This is a genomic window from Blastomonas natatoria (genome assembly GCF_003201955.1).
Classification (GTDB): Bacteria; Pseudomonadota; Alphaproteobacteria; order Sphingomonadales; family Sphingomonadaceae; genus Blastomonas; species Blastomonas natatoria.
Map to the genome: position 1 here is coordinate 247,808 of NZ_QJJM01000004.1, position 18,359 is coordinate 266,166.

Sequence of the window (18,359 nt, forward strand, 5' to 3'; positions counted from 1 at the left end):
CCTGCGATCAGCGACGGAAATAGTCTTCGACGTTCAGAAAGCCGCGCTGGCCCTCTGGCGTCGCATTGCGAATGGGGTCGGCTTCGGGCGTGATCGCCCCGCGCCAGGCGGTGACGCGCAGCGGCGTGACGGTATATTCCGGGCGCGGGTCGAGCACGTGCGGGACGTTGGCGATCACGACGATCAGATCCATCTCCGCGCGCAGAGTGACGCTGCGCCCGCCCTCGAACGGTCCGACCTGTGGCACGATGCTGCCATCCTCGGCGATGGTCGCGCCCTTGAACAGGTTGATGCACGGATGCACATCGCGCCGCCCCAGCCCGTGCTTGGCGGCGCCCAGCAAAAACCGTTCACGACCATTGGGATAGGGGCTGTAGTTCGCACCCTCTCCGTACTTATTGGCATTGGTCTGAGCGTTGGAAGTGCCGCAAAAGGCATCGTGCGTGCCTGCGCTATCCCCGACGATGCTCGCCAGCACCCGGCCCATGTCCGAAAGCAGCAGCTTTCCCTCGCCCAAATAGGCGTTCCACTGCACCTTGACCGTGTCCGCCACATTCAGCCGCTCGGTCGGCATTTCGGCGTTGAACAGTTGCAGCCCGGCACAGGCATCGCCCTTAAGGTCGATCAGTCGAAGCCGCGCACCGCGCGCGAGCTTGCGCGTGGCATAGCCGCCCGGCGCGATGGTCTCTTCCCAGAGCAGGTCTTCGCTCGCGACGCCCTCGGGCAGATCGTCGGCGACGGGCGGCAGCACCGGCATCGATTCTACTTTCGTCCCGGCCATGCTCCGCGCATGGGCGCGGGCGGCGGACGGATCGCTCAGGACTGCGGTCATGCAGCGGCTCCCTTGGCATGTTCGCCCGCATCCGGCTCATAGAGCGGCGGCAGCAGGGCGGTGGTGGTGACGAGTTGCAGCTGGTGCACGCCGCGCACCCGGCGCAGCGCATCGCATAGCTCGTTGAGGCGGACGGCAGGCCCCTGGACCAGCAGCACCTCGAGCGACTGGTCGTCCTCAAGGAACACGTGCTGCGAGGAGATGACCTCCTTCAGATATTCGGCCTGGGTCTGCGCCAGCTGATGGCGCACCCGGCCGCGGTCGCCGCGATAGACGATGGTCAGCGTGCCCGCGAGCATCTCGTCGGGCCGCGTCGTCGCCTCGTGCGCGGCGAGCGCATGGCGGATCAGCTCGGCGATCAGCTGCGAGCGCGAGGGCAGCCCGCGTTCCTCGACCATCATGTCGAGCTGGCGGAACAGCTCGCTCGGCAGGCTCATCGACAATCGTGCGACGCTGGTCGGTTCGGTTCCCATCATGCGTTCTCCTGGGTCTTGGCAATCTCCAGAACCGCCGGTTTTTCCGGGGCTTCCGGGTTGCTCTTCTTGTTCAGTGTCAGATCGTAGACGGCCGTCGCGCCGAAGCGGTGCGGCGCGTGCGGATCGTGCCGGCGCTTGTCGAGCGCAAGCACACGCGTGCCCAGCGTGAACGCCTCTCGAATGTCGTGCGTCACCATGATGATGGTGAGCGCATAATCGCTCCACAGCTGCTGGATCAGCACGTGCATGTCGGCGCGGATGCCGGGATCGAGCGCGCCGAAGGGTTCGTCGAGCAGCAGGATGCGTGGCCGCTTGATCAGCGCCTGCGCGATGGCGAGCCGCTGCTGCATGCCGCCGGAGAGCTGCGCAGGATACTGGTGCATGCTGTCGGCCAGCCCCACCGCGACGAGCATCGCCTCGGCCCGGTCGCGTGCCGCCTTGCGCGCTCCGCCGAACAGCCTTGCGCTGAAGGGTGCCTGTTCGCATTCCAGCCCGAACATCACATTGCCCAGCGCGGATAGGTGCGGAAACACCGAATAGCGCTGGAACACCACCCCGCGATCCGGTCCGCATTCGGGCGCAAGCGGCTGGCCGTCGAGTTCGATCACGCCGCGCGTCGGGCGTTCCTGCCCCAGAATGACGCGGAGCAGGCTCGACTTGCCCGCGCCCGACGGGCCGACAATCGACACGAACGAGCCGGGCAGGATATCGAGATCGACCTTTTCCAGCACGATCTTGTCGCCATATTCGACCCAGACATTCTGCAGGCTGAGGATCGGTGCAGCGCTCATCGGCCCTGCCCTTCCGCCCAGGGGAACGCCTTGCGGCTGGTCAGCGCCAGCGCCCAGTCCATGAGAATCGCGAGCAGCGCGATCCAGGCGACATAAGGCAGGATCACGTCCATAGAGAGATAGCGGCGGACCAGGAAGATGCGGTAGCCCAGCCCCACATCCGCCGCGATCGCCTCGGCCGAGATCAGGAACACCCACGCCGGTCCCAATGCCAGCCGGACGGCATGGATCAGCCGTGGCATCGCCTGCGGCAGCGCGACGCGGATCATGATCTGCCAGGAACTTGCGCCCAATGTCTGCGCCTTGATCACCTGTTCGGCGGGCAAGGCCGCGATATAGGCGGCGATGTCGCGGATCATCACCGGCGCCACCCCGATCGCGATCAGCGCGACCTTGGCGGTTTCGCCCAGCCCCAGCGCGATGAACAGGATCGGCAGCAGCGCGATCGGCGGGATGACCGCGATTCCTGTGACCAGCGGGCCGAAAGTGGCGCGCACCGGCGGCAGCACGCCCAGCACCAGGCTGACGACCAGCGCGGTCAGCGTCGCAATGCCCAGCCCCAGGCCCAGGCGATACAGGCTCGCCAGCGTGTCAGCCCAGAAAGTGACCTGCCCGGTGAGCTGATCCGCCTGAAACATCAGCGCCGACATCGCCTGCCCCATCGCCCCGGGCAGCGGCAGGATCTTGTCGAACGGATTGTCGGCATGGCGCTGCGCCGCGACGATCAGATAGGCGATCAGCAGCACCGCCACCGGCAGCGCGCCGAGCAGGATGCGTTCGCCCTTTTTCGGATGTCGGTTGACCCAGCGCATGGTTGCTCCCCAGCCCCGATCCGCGCTTACAGCTTGCCGTCGGCGGCGAGCTTCATGAACGTGTCGTCGAAGCGCAGCGTCACACGCGCCGGATCGCCGAGCACCTTGCCGCCGGGAAAGGCGATACCCACCGCATCTGCGCTGCTCGCGCCCTTGAACAGGCCCTTGGAGAAGCTGAAATCGCGTACCTGGGTCATCGTCGTCACCAGAGAAGGTGAAGTCGCCGCCGCGACCGCCGCCTTGGGATCGGCGTACAGGAACGTCGTCTTGAGCTGGCTGTCGAACATCTCCGGCGTCGCGCCCGAGAGCGTGGCCATCGCGGCGCGCGCGGCCTTTCCTTCGGCGTCATCGCGCTGCATCAGCGCCACCGTCTCGTACCAGATGCCCGCGAGCGCCTTGCCCAAATTAGGATTGGCCTTGAGCGTCGCGGTGTCGACCACCATCAGGTCGAGGATCTCGCCGGGAATATCGGCAGAGCTGAACACCTGGGCGACGCCCGGCTCGCCCTTCATCACCGACAGCTGCGGGTTCCATGCGACGGCGGCGTTGACATCCGCCGCGCCAAAGGCTGCGACGATATCCGCATCCGAGGTGTTGACCGTCTTCACGTCGGTAGACTTGAGCCCCGCCTTTTCGAGGGCGCGCGTCAGCAGATAATGCGAGACCGACAGTTCGACGAGATAGACCTGGCGGCCCTTGATCGCGGCAAGGCTGTTTGCGCCTTTCAGCAGCACGCCATCATTGCCGTTGGAATAATCGCCGATGATGACTGCAGTGGTATCCTTGCCGCCCGCCGCAGGAATGGTCAGCGCGTCCATATTCGCGACGGTGACCCCGTCGAACTTGCCCGCCGTGTACTGGTTGACCGACTCGACATAGTCGTTGACCTGCACGAAGTTGATCTGGATGCCGTATTTGTCGGCCCATTTCTTCACGATGCCCGCCTGCTGCGCATAGGGCCAGGGCATCCATCCCGCATAGATCGACCAACCGATATTGAACTCGGTCTTGGGCTTGGCAGGTTCGGGGGAACCGGAGCAGGCGCCGAGCGCAAGAGCGCCTATCATTGCCAGAAGGGTGGCCATAAGGGCGGAAAGCCTGTGCAACAGCCTCGTCATGATTCGATCCCCTTTCGCAGTGCAGCATCACCACGAGGGACAGCCTTGTCCACCAAAAAATATTACGAAGGTCAAAAAAAGTAATAACGCCACGCATAGCAGGAATCTCGCCACAGCCTCATCGCCTTGGGAGCGTCGATCGCTCAACTTTCATCAAGCCCCTGAAATTCCTTCACATTATCGCGCATGCTGGGCTCGGGTGATTCGTGGACCAATCGTGCCGAACCCCGGGGTCGGCGACTCGACGCGATGTTGCGGCACAACAAGCTGAGGATTTCTCACCTGGACACAGTGCCGTGCCGAACAAGCTCAACCTGCCAGAATTGCTGGATATTTTGCAATGCAGCATGATTTCCGTTCATACTGAGCAAGTGCAAAATTATTACGCTTGACGCAATCCGTAATATCCATACCGTAATGGATGTTGCTGCCAGACCGGCAGCGGCGCACTTTAATTTCGTCAGAGCGAGAGTTCGTGAACCGAAAGCCTGCCTGTTTGAATTCTTGGCTAGGCGCTGCGCACTGCGCAGGCGGCAACACGACCCTGCACTGCACGATCTTTCATCCCGCAGGCATCACCGCCGCGCGACGGGCAACAGCCCGCGCGCACCCGATGCGGCGCGTGCGGGGCTGTTCAGGGAGAACAGGCCGGAAAACCGGCGATCAAGGTGTCGGCATGGCCAGAACACCAGGGGAGATGGGTGTCATTTGAAAAGGCTCACCAAGAATTGGGGGTCTGATGATGACGAAGAAACTGTTCCGCGCCACCTTGCTGGGCGCCACCATGTTGATGGGCATGGGCACTGCCCCGGCCTTCGCGCAGGATGCCGGAGGCGATGCCGCGCAGGATTCCGAGCAGGAAAGCGGCAGCAATGTCATCGTCGTCACCGCGACCCGCCGCGCAACTTCGCTCCAGGATGTGCCGATCAACATTTCCGCGATCGGCGCCGAGCAGCTTGCCGACCAGCGTCTCAACGACATTCGCGATCTGGGCGCATTCACGCCCGGGATCACCATCACCGACACGGGCCCGCGCGGCGCAGGGACGATCGTGATGCGTGGCCTTTCCGCAGACGATTCCAGCACCTTTGCTGATAACAGCAACAACGCCATCGGCATCTATCTCGGCGAAGTTCCGCTCTATTTCGACTTCAAGCTGATCGACATGGAGCGCGTCGAGGTCCTGCTGGGACCGCAGGGCACCCTGTACGGCCTGGGGACACTGGCTGGCGCGCTGCGCTACATCCCTGCCCGTCCGGATTCGACCAAGGTCAGCGGCAGCGCCCATGTGCGCGCCTTTGCCATGGAGCAGAGCCAGGACATCGGGCATGTCATCGACGCGACGATCAACCTGCCGATCATCAGCGACCGGCTCGCCTTCCGCAGCGCGACCGGATATTTCTATGATCCCGGCTTTATCGACTATCCCTTCACGGTGCAGCAGATCGGGGTTTCGCTGCCGCAGCCCGGGCCTGCATCCAACCCGCTCGGTACGCCGGCCCAGCGCGCTGCCAACCTCCGCCGTCAGAAGGATGTGAACTTCGGCAAGACGTTCACGACGCGCAACCAGCTTGGTCTCACGCTCGAAAATCTGAACGCCTATCTGACCTATGCCTTTCAGGAGGTTCGCACCGATGGTCGCCAGGCCAATGGCGGCGGCGTGCTGGGCGAGGGACGCTATGAAGGGCCGTGGCGCGTGCTCGAGCCGACCACCCGGCGCGCCCATCTGGTCAGCCTTGAGGTCGAAGCCCAGCTTGGCGAGATTGCCCAGCTCGTCTCGTCATCGGGCTATACCAAGACGACCAACAAGGGCTCGGTCGACGTGACCGATCTGCTGCTCGACCTCGATTACGGTTATGAAGGCTTCCCGGCCTTTACCGGCTTTACCCGGTCGCGCGCCCGGACAACGCAGTTCAACCAGGAACTGCGCCTGGTTTCCACGCATGGCGGACCGTTCAGTTGGGTGCTCGGTGGTTTCTACAACGAGCTGAAGACCCGCAACAGCTATCGCGAGTTCATTCCCGGCTTTGCTGCCTCGCCGACAGGACAGGCCTTTGGCGTCATCCCCAATGCCGACGACAACGAATACGCGTCATTCGGCCGGAGCACCGTCAAGGAGCGCGCCGTGTTCGGCGAGGTGACCTTCAAGGTCACACCCGAATGGCAGATTACCGGAGGCCTTCGCTATTATGGCTATGATCTCGACCGCATCGGCGGTTCGACCCTGCCCTATTTCGACGGTCCGGTGGCCAGCGATGACGACATCCCGTCCAGCAGCGGAACCGCGAGCGCCTCGGGCTTTGTCTACAAGGCCAACACATCCTACAAGATCACCGACAGCACCCTGGTCTATCTGACGTACAGCACCGGATACCGGATCGGCGGTGCCAATACCGGCGCGGCGCCGTGTGTGCTGCCGCTCAATCTCAACCAGCAGAATATCTGCGCACTTCCGGAAGAACTGTTCTACGGACCCGACGAGACCGAGAATTTCGAACTGGGCGTGCGCGCCGGGTTCTTCGACAACAAGCTGAACATGAACCTGTCGATCTTCCAGGTAAACTGGGATGGCATCCAGCTGGCCAGCGCAACCCAATTCGGTGGCATCGGCATCCTCACCAACGGCGGTACAGCGCGCAACCGGGGGCTTGACTACTCGTTCACGGCCCAGATCACGCCAGAATTCTCGCTGCGCGGCAACTATTCCTACCTCGATGCGCAGCTGACCTCCGACGTTCCCAGCCTGTTGCAGATCCGCGCCAGCCAGAACGAGCGGGCCCGGCCCAAGTTCGTTCGCGTCGGCGTCTTTGACGGCGACCGGCTGCCCGGTTCGGCCAAGCACAGCGGGTCGCTGGCGGCAGATTACCGGGTGCCGGTCGGCGACAATGGCGAGCTCAATCTCAACTGGACCGCCACCTATACCGGCAACATCCTGAGCCGGGTCGGCAATCGCGGCTTCGGTGAGACGCTGCCCGACTATCTGACCCATCGCGCTGCGATCACCTACCGGCTGGGGAACAGTTACGAAGTCTCGCTGTTCGCCAACAACATCACCAACCAATATGCGGTGACGGGCATCAGCAACGATCGCAGCCGCTTCGGCTTCGTGAACGGCGGCGTCATTTCGCGCTATTACGGGCGCTCGGTGCTGACGCCCCGGGTGATCGGCATCGAAGCTCGATACAGTTTCTGACCATGTCGGCGTTGCGAAGCCTGAAATTGCCCGTCAGGTTTTGCTCGGCGATCCTTATGGCGGGGTGTCTGATCGGCATCCCGCCAGCGGGAGCCGGAACGGATGCCCTGCCCCGCCTGTTCGCCGAACGATGGATCAACGGCGCTGACGGGGCGGAACCGGTCGCACAGGTCCAGGAGCTCGATGCCGACACCTTCGTCATCCGTCAGTCGGTCGCCACCAATTTCGAGGCTCCATTCCTTTATCTGCTGTTTGGGCGCGACAGGGCGCTGCTGATCGATACCGGTGCGGAAGGTGGGGTCATCCGTCCGGTGGTCGACCGGGTGATCGCCGAATGGCTCGCCGCGCATGGGCGCACTTCGATCCCGCTCGTCGTCGCGCACAGCCACGCGCATGGCGACCATATCGCGAGCGACGCCGCGTTTCGTGACCGGCCCGATACCGTGCTGGTCGGATTGAAACCGGCCGATGTCGCGGCCTTTTTCGGCATCGATCCCTGGCCGGGCGATGTAGCAACATTTGATCTCGGCGGCAGGGCCCTTTCCGTGATCCCGACACCGGGTCATCAGGCCGCCGCGATCATGGTCTATGACCCGCGGCTCAAGATCCTGCTGTCGGGCGATACGCTCTATCCGGGGCGGCTCTACATTCCCGTCAACTTTCTGGCCGACAATCGCGCAAGCATCGACCGCCTGGCCGCCTTTGCTCGCACCCACCCGATCCGCGCGGTGCTGGGCGCGCATGTCGAAATGACGCACACGCCGGGCCGCGACTATCCCCATGAAGCCCTGACGCATCCCGACGAGCACCCGCTGGAGCTTCCCGCCTCCGCCATTTCCGAACTGCGCGAGGGGCTGAAAGCCAGGCTCGACACTCCAGGGCAGAATCAGGTGCACGACCGCTTCATCATCGTCCCGGTGGAGCCGCGCGATGAATGACCGCATAGATCATGTCTATGCCGACCATTTCTCATTGCCGTCTGGTATGATGGGCCGGTTTCCTCAACCTTTCGACCACTGCGAACCTCAACCGTTTCGCCGCCTGCGCTGCTGTGCATCAGGGCGCCGAGACCAGCTTGCGAGTAGATAAGCCATGAACGGAGTCCGCGTCGGCAACCGCATCATCGGAGCGCAATCGCCGGTAACCATCGGCTGGGAAAATGTGCCCAAGGTCGAAGGCGGGCCTTTCAAGCGGCTGTTCTTCACCTGGTTCCAGCCGGCCGTGCTCTTCGCGATGATCGCATTCTGGTACTATGCGCCCAATTCGATCGCCAAGGCCTCGACTGCCATCGGCATCGGCATTGCCTTCCGCGCCTTCCTGCTCGCGCTGGAATGGGTCAATCCGCGCTTCAAGAGCTGGGAACTGACCTGGAAGGAATGCGTGACCGATCTGTTCTATGTCGGCCTCGGTTATACCATCCTCAATCTTGTCGACAATTTCATCGGCAGCGACGTGCTGATCGAAAACCTGCTCGCCAGCTTCGACTGGGACAAGTTTTCGTGGTTTACCGGCCTGCCGCTGCTGGTCCAGGCCTTCCTGATCCTGTTCATCTTCGATTTTGGGCAGTACTGGATGCACCGCGGGATGCACAACTGGTACCCGCTCTGGCTCACCCATTCGGTACACCACTACATCACCCAGCTGAACATCAACAAGGGTGCGGTCGGCAACCCGGTCGAGCTGTTCCTGATCGGCCTCGGCATCGGCGGGCTCTTCGACTTTTTGCCCCGTGCCGCCCTGCTGGCGGGTGCGATCGGCATGTCCATTGGCGTCTATCAGCACATTAACGTGCGCTTCAACACCCCGGCCTGGTGGCGCTTCCTGTTCAACACGACCGAGCATCACAGCCTGCACCATTCGCAGGATTTCGAGGCGACGCGCAGCAACTATGCCAGCAATTTTATCTTCATCGACCGCATCTTCGGCACCTGTGTCGACGGCGAGGCGGAACTGCTGGGCATGGAAGGCGGCCGCCGCATGTCGATCCGCGAGCAAATGCTCTTCCCCTTCACCGAGGGCTGGAAGACGATGAAGGAAAAGCTCGGCAAGTCCGACGAGACCCATGCGGTGCCCGCAGAATGACCGGCCAGGCCCAAAGCATGAAGGGCGCAGGTGACATGATGCCCGGGGTCGCGCCGACCGGCGACGGACGCAGCTGGATGCGGCTGATTGACTGGATCTGGACCGTGCGGGGCGAACTGACGCTCCCTGCCGGTCAGAGCGCCGACGAGGCCTTTGCACGGCTCGAACCCTTTTTTCGCGAGCCCGGCACCAGCTTCGATCAGGCAGCGGGAAGCCTCAGCTTCACCAAGAAGGACCCGATCGCCCAGGACAGGATGTCGATCTACGATGCCGGCGAGTTGCGCGTCGAGCAGCGCCCCGATGGCGGCATCCTGCGCTACTGGATGACCAGCAGGTCGCTCCTTTTCTGTTTCCTTGCCCCTCTGCTGTTCGTGGCCTTCGGCCAGATCATCGTCGGTGTCGGCATGCTCGTCGGCCCGGAAACCGAACAGGCGGACAAGAAGAAGAAAGAAGAGAAGGAAAAGGTTCGCGAATTGCACTGGATCGACCAGATGCTTGGCGCGCCTGCCCCGGAAAAGCCGAAAAAGGACGAGAAGGACAAGAAGAAGGAGGAAGGCAAGAAGAACCGCTATTCGCCGACCTCTGCCTATGTCTTTGCCGGTCTGTTCGCGCTGCTCTACATCATCGGCCGCATCCTCGAAGACCGGCTGATCCGCAAGCGCTTCCTGCGAAGCCTGGCTGAAGGCTGACCTGGAGCCGGGCTGCACGCGATTGCCGAGCGGCTCGGCGCGGTCTAAGCGGTGCGCCATGAGCAGATGGCCTTTCGATGCGCAGACCGATGATATCCGCCCGCTGCTGATGGCGGCTCAGGGTGACCGGCTGGACCTTGCCATCGCCACGCTCGTCGAAACCTCAGGGCCCGCGCCGCGATCCATCGGCGCACAGATGCTGGTCACCCGCGACCAGCATTGGGGCTATCTGTCAGGCGGATGCATCGAAGCTGATGTCGCGCGGCATGCGCGCGAAGCCATGGCCGATGGCGCGCCGCGCCTGCTGCGCTATGGCGAGGGCAGCCCCTGGATCGACATCCGCCTCGCATGCGGTTCGGGTATCCTGGTGCTGGTCGAACCGGTTTCGGTGGACGAGCCTGCCATCACGGCCCTGATCGAAGGCATGCAGGGACGCTATCCAATCCGCTGGTCCAGCGACGGCAAGACGCGTGAAGCCCGGGCCTGTAACGCGAAAGGCGAATTTGCCTGGGACGGAACCCGCTATGCGCAATGGCATGAACCGATCCTGCGGCTGGTGCTGATCGGCGAGGATGCGACGACACTGGCGTGCGCGGCACTGGGCCAGACCATGGGGATGGACGTGGTGATGATCACCCCCAATGGCCCGCAAGCCGCGCCCATGCCCGGCATCGCCTATCACCGCTCTGCCGCGGCGGCGGTGCTCGATGCGCTGGACCTTGACCGCTGGAGCGCGGTTGCGGTGCTGTCGCATGACCGCGAGGATGATGAAGCGGCGCTCGCTGCGGCGCTCCGATCACCCGCCTTCTATATTGGCGCGATCGGCGCCAGGGTGCGCCTTGATGGCCGCATTGCGCAACTGCGCGCGCACGGCGTTGGCGAGGCCGACATCGCCCGGTTGCGCGCCCCGATCGGGCTTCAGGGCTTTGGCAAGGCCCCGCGCGAGGTCGCACTGTCCGTCGTGGCAGAGGTCGCGCGCGATTTCCATGCGCGCTCGGCAGCGGCCAATCCTTCGGGATCATCGATATCGAGCACCGCGCCGCCATCCTGGATGTCGAGATAGGCCACCGGTCTGCCCCTCAGCACATCGCCCGCGCCGCGATCGCCCGAAAGCGCCATCAGATCCGGCAGTGCGCTGGCGACAAAGCACACCGGATGCCCGGGTTTGCCCGCCACTCTGGGTCGCGCGGCATAGCCCGACTGCCGGGCGAGCCGTGCGAGTTCGCCGCACAAGCCATGCGGCACCAGCGGCATGTCGCCCAGAAACAGGAATGCGCCGAGCCCATCGTCCGGCAGCGCCACGATCCCTGCGCGGATCGAGGCAGCAAGGCCCTCTTCCCAACCAGTAGCCTCGACCAATCGGCATGGCAGTCCATCGAGCACCGCGCCGATCTCGCTTCCCAGCGCGCCGGTGACGACAATGGTCTCGTCGAAACCCGATGCCACGACCGCGTCGACCGTGCGTCGTATCACCGGCACGCTATCAAGCGGCGCCAGCAGTTTTGCCCCGCCAAAGCGCCGTCCTGCCCCCGCTGCCAGGATCAGCGCGCGCCAGCCGGTCAGCGCCGTGGCTGACGGGTCGCTCAGACCTTGGCCTGATCGCGCAGCGGCAGCGTGCGGACGCGCTTGCCGGTGGCGGCAAACAGTGCATTGGCGAGCGCAGGCGTCGCCGGCGGCACGCCCGGCTCGCCGATCCCGCCGATCTTCGCGCCGCTCTCGATGAAATGCACATCGATCATGGGCGGCGCATCGGCCAGCCTGATGATCTCGTAATCGTTGAAATTGCTCTGCACCACCGCGCCCTTGTCGAGCGTGATCTCTTCGCCGATGGCCGAGGAAAGCCCCATGATCAGCCCTCCGGCAATCTGCGCCTCGGCATTGAGCGGATTCACCGTGGTGCCGCAATCGACCACCGCCCAGGCCTTGAGCACCTTGGGGCGGCCGTCTTCCTTGACGGTCGCTTCGACCACCTCGGCCACGATGGTGCCGAAGCTTTCGACGATCGCAATACCGCGCCCGACGCCTTCAGGCAGCGGTGTGCCCCAACCCGAACGCTTGGCGACCGCGTCCAGCACCGCGCGATGCCGCGAGCCTTCCGCCAGATGCTTGCGGCGGAACTGGTACGGATCCTCGCCCGCTTCCTTCGCCAGCTCGTCCATGAAGCTTTCGTTGTAGAAGCCGAATTGAGTCGAGTTGACCGAACGCCAGGGCCCATCATTCTGGTTCGACTGATACTTGAAATGCCGACGCGAGACGGCGGGAATGTCGTAGATGAACGTCACCTCACCCTCGGCGGTGTCGCTCTGGACATAATCCGCCTGCCAGGCTGCGATCCTGCCGTCCTTGTCCAGAGCCGCCTTGAACTGGCTTGACGATTGCGGGCGATAGGTTCCGTGCCGCACCTCTTCCTCACGGCTCCACACCAGCTTGACCGGATAGGGTACCTGCTTGGCAATCACTGCAATCTGGTCGACAATCTCGGTAACATTGGGAAAGCGCCGCCCGAAGCCGCCGCCCATGATCATCGGGTTGAACGCGACCGCATCCACATCGAGACCAGCCGCCTCGGCCGCGCGCGTCCGCGTGGTCAGCGGGTCTTGCAAACCGCCCCAGAGAGTGAGCTTTCCGTCCTTGTAATGGCCGGTCAGCGCGAACGGCTCCATCATTGCGTGGTGCAGGAACGGCACGCGATAGTCGGCGGTAACCACTCTGGCACCAGGCGCTCCAAAGGCTGCTGCGACATCGCCATCACCGGCCTCGCCTTCGGGTTTGCCGGTCTCGCGCAACTTGACCTGCGCAGCGTGCACGGTCTCGCTCGAGAGCGCACCATGACTGCCATCGGAAAATTGCGGGCTGAGCGCCTGCAAGCCCTTGAGCGCCTGCCAATAGCGCTTCGCCACGACGACCACGGCATCGTCGAGCCTGATCACCTTCTCGACCCCCGCGACTGCCAGGGCCGGCTTTTCATCGACGGAAACGAGCTTCCCGCCGCGCACCGGCGCGGCTGCGATGGTCGCGACGCGCATGTCTGGCAGGATAAGGTCGATGCCGTATTTCGCGCTGCCATCGACCTTGGCGGGGATATCGATGCGCGGGATCGGCTTGCCGATCAGCTTGTAATCCTTCCGCGTCTTGAGTTCGGGCGATCCGGTCAGCGACCGTTCCGCGGCGCCGGCGGCCAGTTCACCATAGCGCAGCGACTTGCCCGACTTGGCATGGATCACCTTGCTGTCCGAAGTGGTGAGTTCGCTCGCAGGAACGCCAAGCCGGTCGGCGGCCTCCTCGATCAGTGCCAGCCGCACCGAGGCTCCGACGACGCGCATGCCGACCTGACCGGTGAAGCGCACGGCAGACGAACCGCCGGTGATCTGCAGCGGCATCGATCGCGCGAGCATTGCCATCACCGCATTGGGCAAGGCGTTGATCACGCCTGGAACCCCCGAGGTATCGGCAAGAAAGCCCCTGCCCAGAGCCGCATTGGCGAAGGCGAGATCAGCAGGCGCCTGCTCGACCTTCACCTTGCTCCAATCGGCATCCAGCTCATCGGCCAGCATCTGCCCCATGGCCGTATGCGTGCCCTGGCCGAAATCGATATGCGGCGAATAGACGGTGACGGTATCGTCCTCGGCGATCTTCATCCAGCTGAGGAAATTGTGGTCGTTGCCCGTTTCGGTCAGCGCCTTGGCGCGCGCATTGGCCGACCTGTCGGACCAGTGGACGCCGAATACGCCGCCGCCGACCAGCAGGGCGCTACCCACCAGAAACGCGCGGCGCACGATGCCGCGCTTCTTCCTGGGCGGAGCCGCCGGTTCGATCACGTCCATGTCGGGATTGGGATTGTCCGCCATCACGCGTCTCCCATTGCAGGTGCGCTGGCAGCCGCCGCCTTGCCGGTGGCAGCAAGGATGGCCTTGCGAATGCGCGGATAGGTGCCGCATCGGCAGATATTGGTCATCGCCTCGTCGATCTGCTCATCGCTGGGGCTGCCGGTGCGCTCGATCAGCGCGACCGCCGCCATGATCTGGCCCGACTGGCAATAGCCGCATTGCGGAACCTGCGCTTCGATCCACGCCTGCTGCACCGCGTGCAGCGTACCATCGGCAGACTTGAGTCCCTCGATCGTGGTCACGGACTTGCCTGCAATATCGGCAATCGGAACGCTGCACGAGCGTGTGATCTGGCCGTCGACATGCACCGAACACGCCCCGCAGGCGGCAATGCCGCAGCCGAACTTGGTGCCGGTCATTTCCAGATCTTCGCGCAATACCCAAAGCAGCGGCGTGTCGGCATCGGCCTCCACGCTGACCTGCCTGCCATTCACCTTGAAGTCGATTGCCACGCCCTGTTCCCCCGGATGATCGCTGAAGTGTTGCATAGCAGCAAGCGCTGCTCGCCGCCAAGCGAAACAGGCTGATAACCGGCCTCGCTGGCAAGAAATTCAGGGAATCCTGATCTTCCCGCCGGTGGTCCGCTCGACCAGCCCCACGGCGTTGCCAGCCGGATTGCCCAACCGCGCGAGCAGATGTCGATCAGGATCCCAGAATAGCCAGACTCCGCCACGCAGGGGGGCATCCGGCTGGCATTCCCAGTATGTAATCATGGCTTGACGCCCGCAATGACATGTCAATTTTTCATACAATTACTTGGCGTCAAGTATCATGGACACCCATGCACACCACGTATCGACTTGATGCGCCCGTACTGCTTTTGCGAACAGCGCAAAGGGTGCATAGCCCCGTAATGCAACAGACCACCCGTATTTACGAAGAGCTGCAACGCTACGCGCATGGCGATGCCGCATGGACCGGCATGTATGATCGCTTTGTCGCGCGGCTGGCTGCGCTGGAAGCCGGAAACAGCGCGCCGCGGCCCGGCACCACCTTTCCTGATCTGCATCTGCCCGACCATCTCGGGCGATATCGCAGCCTTGCCGAAATCCGTGCCGCCAGTCCCGTCGTGCTGAGCTTCGTGCGCGGAACCTGGTGCCCCTTCTGCCGAGCCGAGCTCGCCGACTGGAGCGACCATCTGGCTGCCTTGCGGGCGGCGGGCGGGCAGCTGGTCGTCGTTGTCGGCGAGATATCGGGCGGCGCGGACCGCGTTCATGCAGCGCTTGGCGAAGAAGCGATCGTGCTGTGCGACGTCGACCATGGCGCAGCGCTTGACCTGGGGCTCGCCCACCATGTCGGCACCGAACTGCTGCGGCGCTATCTCGATGCCGGGCTGAACCTGACCGATGTCTATGGCACAGACAGCGGCATTCTTCCGATACCAGCCACGTTCCTGCTCGATCAGACCGCTATGGTCCGCGAAGCATTCGTCGATCCGGACTTTCGCGTCAGGGCCCGGGCCGAGACCATGGTCGAGGCGCTCAGGCAACTGTGAAACGCGCGCGCGCCGCAGAATTCTCCGGCTTCATGCACAACGCGTATCGAATCCATGTCCGCCTGATACGTTCTCCAATGGTGGAGGCGCGGCGATAACCGGTCAGCACCAGCGGTATCCCCCGCGATGCGCCGGAGACCGACCATGGCCCTCGACAGCATGCCCGACCAGCTTACCGAGGCTGCATCGCCCCTGGACGAATGGGGGCGGCTGATGGCGGCAGCGCTTGACGGACACAAGGGGGCGTACAACCGGCTGCTGGGCGAGATCCAGCCCTGGCTGGAACGATATTTCATGCGGCGCCTGCCGATGAGCATCGCCGAGGACCTGGCACAGGATTGCCTGATCGCGGTCCATCAGAAGCGCCATACCTACGAGCCCGGCAGGCCTTTCCGCCCATGGCTGGCAACGATCGCGCGCTACAAATGGATCGACCGGCTGCGCGCCATGGGGCGCAGGCCGACGGTATCGATCGAGGACGAGTTTGCCGAACCACATGTCGAAGGCCATGAACGCAGCGTCACCAGCGCGATCGTGCTGGAAGAACTGCTGACCCGGCTGCGTCCTGCTCAAACGGCGGTCATCCGGCTGGTCAAGCTACAGGGCTTCAGCATCGAGGAAGCTGCAGCGATGACCGGACAATCGGAGTCTCTGGTCAAGGTCAACATCCATCGCGGTCTCGCCAAGCTGTCCGGTCTTGCCGCCGCCTCTGCCGAATGACCGTCTTCAGGGACGAAAGCAGGCAAGATCGTCGGCAACGACCATCGGCCCCTTGTAATGTTTCCGGATCGCCGCTTCGCCCTCGGCCTGGCGCACCAGCGCGCGCTGCATGTTGTGCGACAGGACCAGCAGGCGAGGATTGATCGCCGCTGCCATCTCGCCGAGCGACGAGGGAGGCCGGTGAAGACCGCGCGGCTGCCCCTCGCCTTCCGGGATGACGTTATGGGCGACCAGTATGTCGGGCTGCCGCCCGGCCAGCGCGGCAACAAAGCCATCGCTCATCGCGTTCTGGTCGCCGGCAAAGACCATCGCCTTGCCCGCGATTTCGACCAGATAGGCGAGTGCAGGCACCACGCCATGCTCGACCGGAATCGCCGTTACCCGCAGTGACGCAACAGGGTCGTCCAGCACCTGAACAGGCCCCTCCGAGCCGACGTCCACCGGCAGGAGCTTCGCCTTGCCTTCGGTTCCATCACGATACCCGGACAGATACCGATAGGCGCCCGTTTCCGGATCGATCAGCGCGCGTAGATGATCGCGCACGCCGGGGAAATAGTCGCTGCCCGCAGGTCCGATTACCGGCAGGTCTTTGGTCCTTTCGGAAAAAGCGCCGCTGTTCAGGATGGCATCGAGATCGGCGACATGATCAGCATGAAAATGGGTGATGGCAATTGCCGCATGGTCCTCGAACCGAGCGGCGGCCTCGCCATAGCGCACGAAGGCGCCGCTCCCGGCATCCACCAGCAATACCGCCTTGCCATCGCGCCAGACCAGCGCGGAGGCACCGGCACGGCTGCCTTCGGCAATGGGCCCTCCCGATCCCAGAATCTGCAATGCAACCGGACCTTCGCAGGCAGCCCGTGCTTCCGGCGCTGCGCAAAGCAGCAGTGCCAGGGCCTGCACGCCCAAGCCGATCGATCGCACCATCGTCCACCTTTCAATCTGCCATAACGGCGCATGCGACAGCCTGGCCTTCGGGGTTTCGGGGAACGGATGGGCCGAAGCTGCCGCATGATGACCCGAAACTTGCCACCGGATCATGCAGGTGATTTCGCGCGGCAATGGGCATCGGTTACGCAGCCTTTGGCCTCGGGGTAATAATTCCGCCGTGCCGGAATGTAACCGATGCGGACCCATTCGCGTAATGCTGCCGGACAGCCTGAGCCGTCGAGTGCGTCTGCAATCATGCGATGCCTGTTGGACCCCGGACAATCTCATGAACCAAGCCGCACTCATTCAGGCGCTATGCGATGACCTGACGCCGGTCAGGCAATCCCCGCCGATTTTCGGGTTGATGCGCGCCGCGCTGGTCGGCGCGGGCGCCTCGCTGCTGGTGCTGCTGGAATGGCTGGGCGTGCAGGCCGGGCCAGGACAGGGCCAGGCCTTTGCCGCTCTCGTCCTCAAGGCGGGGACGATGTTGACCCTCGCCATGCTTGCCATCCGCAGCCTCGCTGGTCTTGCACAGCCAGGTATGCAGCCGGTGGCCGTGATGCCCGGCCTGGCCCGGATCATCGGAGCGACTGTCTTTGTGGCGCTCGGCCAGATGCTCGTCGCGCACGAGAGCGGTTCGGCACGGCTGCTGTTCGGCACGTCGTGGCAATCCTGCCCCTGGCGCATAGCCATCCTGTCCTTGCCCCTGCTCGCCGGGCTGCTCTGGGTCGTGCGCCAGCATGCTCCCGTGCAGTTGCGACGTGCCGGCGCGGTAGCGGGGCTTTGCGCCGGATCGATGGCAGCGGCCCTCTACGCGCTTGCCTGCCCCGAGCAGTCTGCCGCGTTCATGCTGACCTGGTATGGCCTCGGCATCGGTGCGAGCACGCTGGCGGGCATGGCTGCCGGCCCGACAGTTTTGCGGTGGTAGCGATCCGCCCCTGTAACCAGCGCAGGTCCGGGCGCGAACGACACTGTGCCAGAGAGGCATTGCAACGACCCAATTCCCGAAGGACATTTTCATGAACAGCGCAAACAAGACAATCAGCCTTGCCGCCACCGCCGCCATGCTGGCGATGACCGGCCTCAGCATCAGCGCCCATGCCGCCGAAAAGGCCAAGCCGAAGGATCTGGTGCACTGCTATGGCATCAACACCTGCAAGGGCACATCGGACTGCGCGACGGCCAAGACCTCCTGCAAGGGCCAGAACGAGTGCAAGGGCAACGGTTTCATCGCAACCACCGCCAAGGAATGTGCGGCCAAGGGCGGCAGCCTGACCGAGCCGAAATGATCGCCTGATCCCGCGCGAACCGACCCGACACGCCCGCCGGGCGTG

General features: G+C 63.8%; 17 protein-coding genes and 1 pseudogene. 9 read left to right on the forward strand and 9 right to left on the reverse strand.

From position 1 onward, the window contains the following. Nucleotides 1-7 precede the first annotated feature (7 nt). The 5 genes from C7451_RS06855 to C7451_RS06875 are packed head-to-tail and all read right to left on the reverse strand — an operon-like array spanning nucleotide 8 to nucleotide 4,029. The gene (locus tag C7451_RS06855) at nucleotides 8-832 is read right to left on the reverse strand and encodes an urea amidolyase associated protein UAAP1 (protein WP_110298205.1); all 825 of its coding nucleotides are present in this window, start codon (nucleotides 830-832) and stop codon (nucleotides 8-10) included. Beyond that, complete coding sequence (locus tag C7451_RS06860; RefSeq protein WP_060980054.1) at nucleotides 829-1,305, reverse strand: CopG family ribbon-helix-helix protein; 477 nt, start codon at nucleotides 1,303-1,305, stop codon at nucleotides 829-831. Before C7451_RS06860 ends, C7451_RS06855 begins: the two co-directional genes overlap by 4 nt. Beyond that, nucleotides 1,305-2,099 (reverse strand): ABC transporter ATP-binding protein, encoded by a 795-nt coding sequence (locus tag C7451_RS06865; RefSeq protein ID WP_110298206.1) that lies wholly within the window; start codon nucleotides 2,097-2,099, stop codon nucleotides 1,305-1,307. The genes C7451_RS06860 and C7451_RS06865 overlap by 1 nt, the downstream gene beginning before the upstream one ends. Next, on the reverse strand, nucleotides 2,096-2,911 hold the full coding sequence (locus C7451_RS06870) for an ABC transporter permease (RefSeq protein ID WP_110298207.1): 816 nt from the start codon (nucleotides 2,909-2,911) through the stop codon (nucleotides 2,096-2,098). Before C7451_RS06870 ends, C7451_RS06865 begins: the two co-directional genes overlap by 4 nt. Before the next feature lie 26 nt (nucleotides 2,912-2,937). After that, nucleotides 2,938-4,029, reverse strand: a complete 1,092-nt coding sequence (locus C7451_RS06875) for a putative urea ABC transporter substrate-binding protein (RefSeq protein WP_208625151.1) — start codon at nucleotides 4,027-4,029, stop codon at nucleotides 2,938-2,940. 739 nt (nucleotides 4,030-4,768) lie between these two features. On the opposite strand from C7451_RS06875, the gene C7451_RS06880 reads away from it, so the two are divergent. From C7451_RS06880 to C7451_RS06900, 5 genes are all read left to right on the forward strand, one after another. Continuing rightward, a complete protein-coding gene (locus tag C7451_RS06880) occupies nucleotides 4,769-7,222 on the forward strand; it encodes a TonB-dependent receptor (protein ID WP_425266465.1) in 2,454 nt (817 codons plus the stop codon). 56 nt (nucleotides 7,223-7,278) lie between these two features. Then, nucleotides 7,279-8,160: an MBL fold metallo-hydrolase gene (locus tag C7451_RS06885; protein ID WP_244181687.1), complete on the forward strand. Its 882-nt coding sequence runs from the start codon at nucleotides 7,279-7,281 to the stop codon at nucleotides 8,158-8,160. Nucleotides 8,161-8,314: 154 nt separating this feature from the next. Next, complete coding sequence (locus C7451_RS06890; protein WP_110298210.1) at nucleotides 8,315-9,304, forward strand: sterol desaturase family protein; 990 nt, start codon at nucleotides 8,315-8,317, stop codon at nucleotides 9,302-9,304. A gap of 17 nt (nucleotides 9,305-9,321) precedes the next feature. Beyond that, nucleotides 9,322-9,993, forward strand: a complete 672-nt coding sequence (locus C7451_RS06895; protein WP_244181688.1) for a hypothetical protein — start codon at nucleotides 9,322-9,324, stop codon at nucleotides 9,991-9,993. Between the two features lie 58 nt (nucleotides 9,994-10,051). Beyond that, nucleotides 10,052-11,056, forward strand: coding sequence for an XdhC family protein (locus C7451_RS06900; RefSeq protein WP_110298211.1), 1,005 nt, complete (start codon nucleotides 10,052-10,054; stop codon nucleotides 11,054-11,056). Between the two features lie 26 nt (nucleotides 11,057-11,082). Here the strand turns inward: C7451_RS06900 and C7451_RS20215 are convergent. The 3 genes and pseudogenes from C7451_RS20215 to C7451_RS06915 all read right to left on the reverse strand — a co-directional run. Then, nucleotides 11,083-11,580 (reverse strand): annotated as a pseudogene (locus C7451_RS20215) (nucleotidyltransferase family protein); the annotation flags it as partial. Further along, nucleotides 11,577-13,841: a xanthine dehydrogenase family protein molybdopterin-binding subunit gene (locus C7451_RS06910; protein WP_167398450.1), complete on the reverse strand. Its 2,265-nt coding sequence runs from the start codon at nucleotides 13,839-13,841 to the stop codon at nucleotides 11,577-11,579. The pseudogene C7451_RS20215 and the gene C7451_RS06910, both read right to left, overlap by 4 nt. Beyond that, complete coding sequence (locus tag C7451_RS06915; protein ID WP_167398451.1) at nucleotides 13,841-14,368, reverse strand: (2Fe-2S)-binding protein; 528 nt, start codon at nucleotides 14,366-14,368, stop codon at nucleotides 13,841-13,843. Before C7451_RS06915 ends, C7451_RS06910 begins: the two co-directional genes overlap by 1 nt. Before the next feature lie 365 nt (nucleotides 14,369-14,733). On the opposite strand from C7451_RS06915, the gene C7451_RS06920 reads away from it, so the two are divergent. Both C7451_RS06920 and C7451_RS06925 read left to right on the forward strand, forming a co-directional pair. Further along, nucleotides 14,734-15,375 (forward strand): peroxiredoxin-like family protein, encoded by a 642-nt coding sequence (locus C7451_RS06920; RefSeq protein ID WP_167398452.1) that lies wholly within the window; start codon nucleotides 14,734-14,736, stop codon nucleotides 15,373-15,375. A gap of 144 nt (nucleotides 15,376-15,519) precedes the next feature. Further along, nucleotides 15,520-16,095, forward strand: a complete 576-nt coding sequence (locus C7451_RS06925; RefSeq protein WP_244181689.1) for a sigma-70 family RNA polymerase sigma factor — start codon at nucleotides 15,520-15,522, stop codon at nucleotides 16,093-16,095. Nucleotides 16,096-16,101: 6 nt separating this feature from the next. Here the strand turns inward: C7451_RS06925 and C7451_RS06930 are convergent, their stop codons facing one another. Then, nucleotides 16,102-17,022, reverse strand: a complete 921-nt coding sequence (locus C7451_RS06930; RefSeq protein WP_167398453.1) for an MBL fold metallo-hydrolase — start codon at nucleotides 17,020-17,022, stop codon at nucleotides 16,102-16,104. Between the two features lie 289 nt (nucleotides 17,023-17,311). Here C7451_RS06930 and C7451_RS06935 point away from each other — a divergent pair, with 289 nt between their 5' ends. Continuing rightward, nucleotides 17,312-17,953, forward strand: a complete 642-nt coding sequence (locus C7451_RS06935) for a DUF1109 domain-containing protein (protein WP_167398454.1) — start codon at nucleotides 17,312-17,314, stop codon at nucleotides 17,951-17,953. A gap of 91 nt (nucleotides 17,954-18,044) precedes the next feature. Beyond that, on the forward strand, nucleotides 18,045-18,314 hold the full coding sequence (gene bufA2, locus C7451_RS06940) for a BufA2 family periplasmic bufferin-type metallophore (protein WP_110298216.1): 270 nt from the start codon (nucleotides 18,045-18,047) through the stop codon (nucleotides 18,312-18,314). The last annotated feature ends 45 nt before the right edge of the window (nucleotides 18,315-18,359 follow it).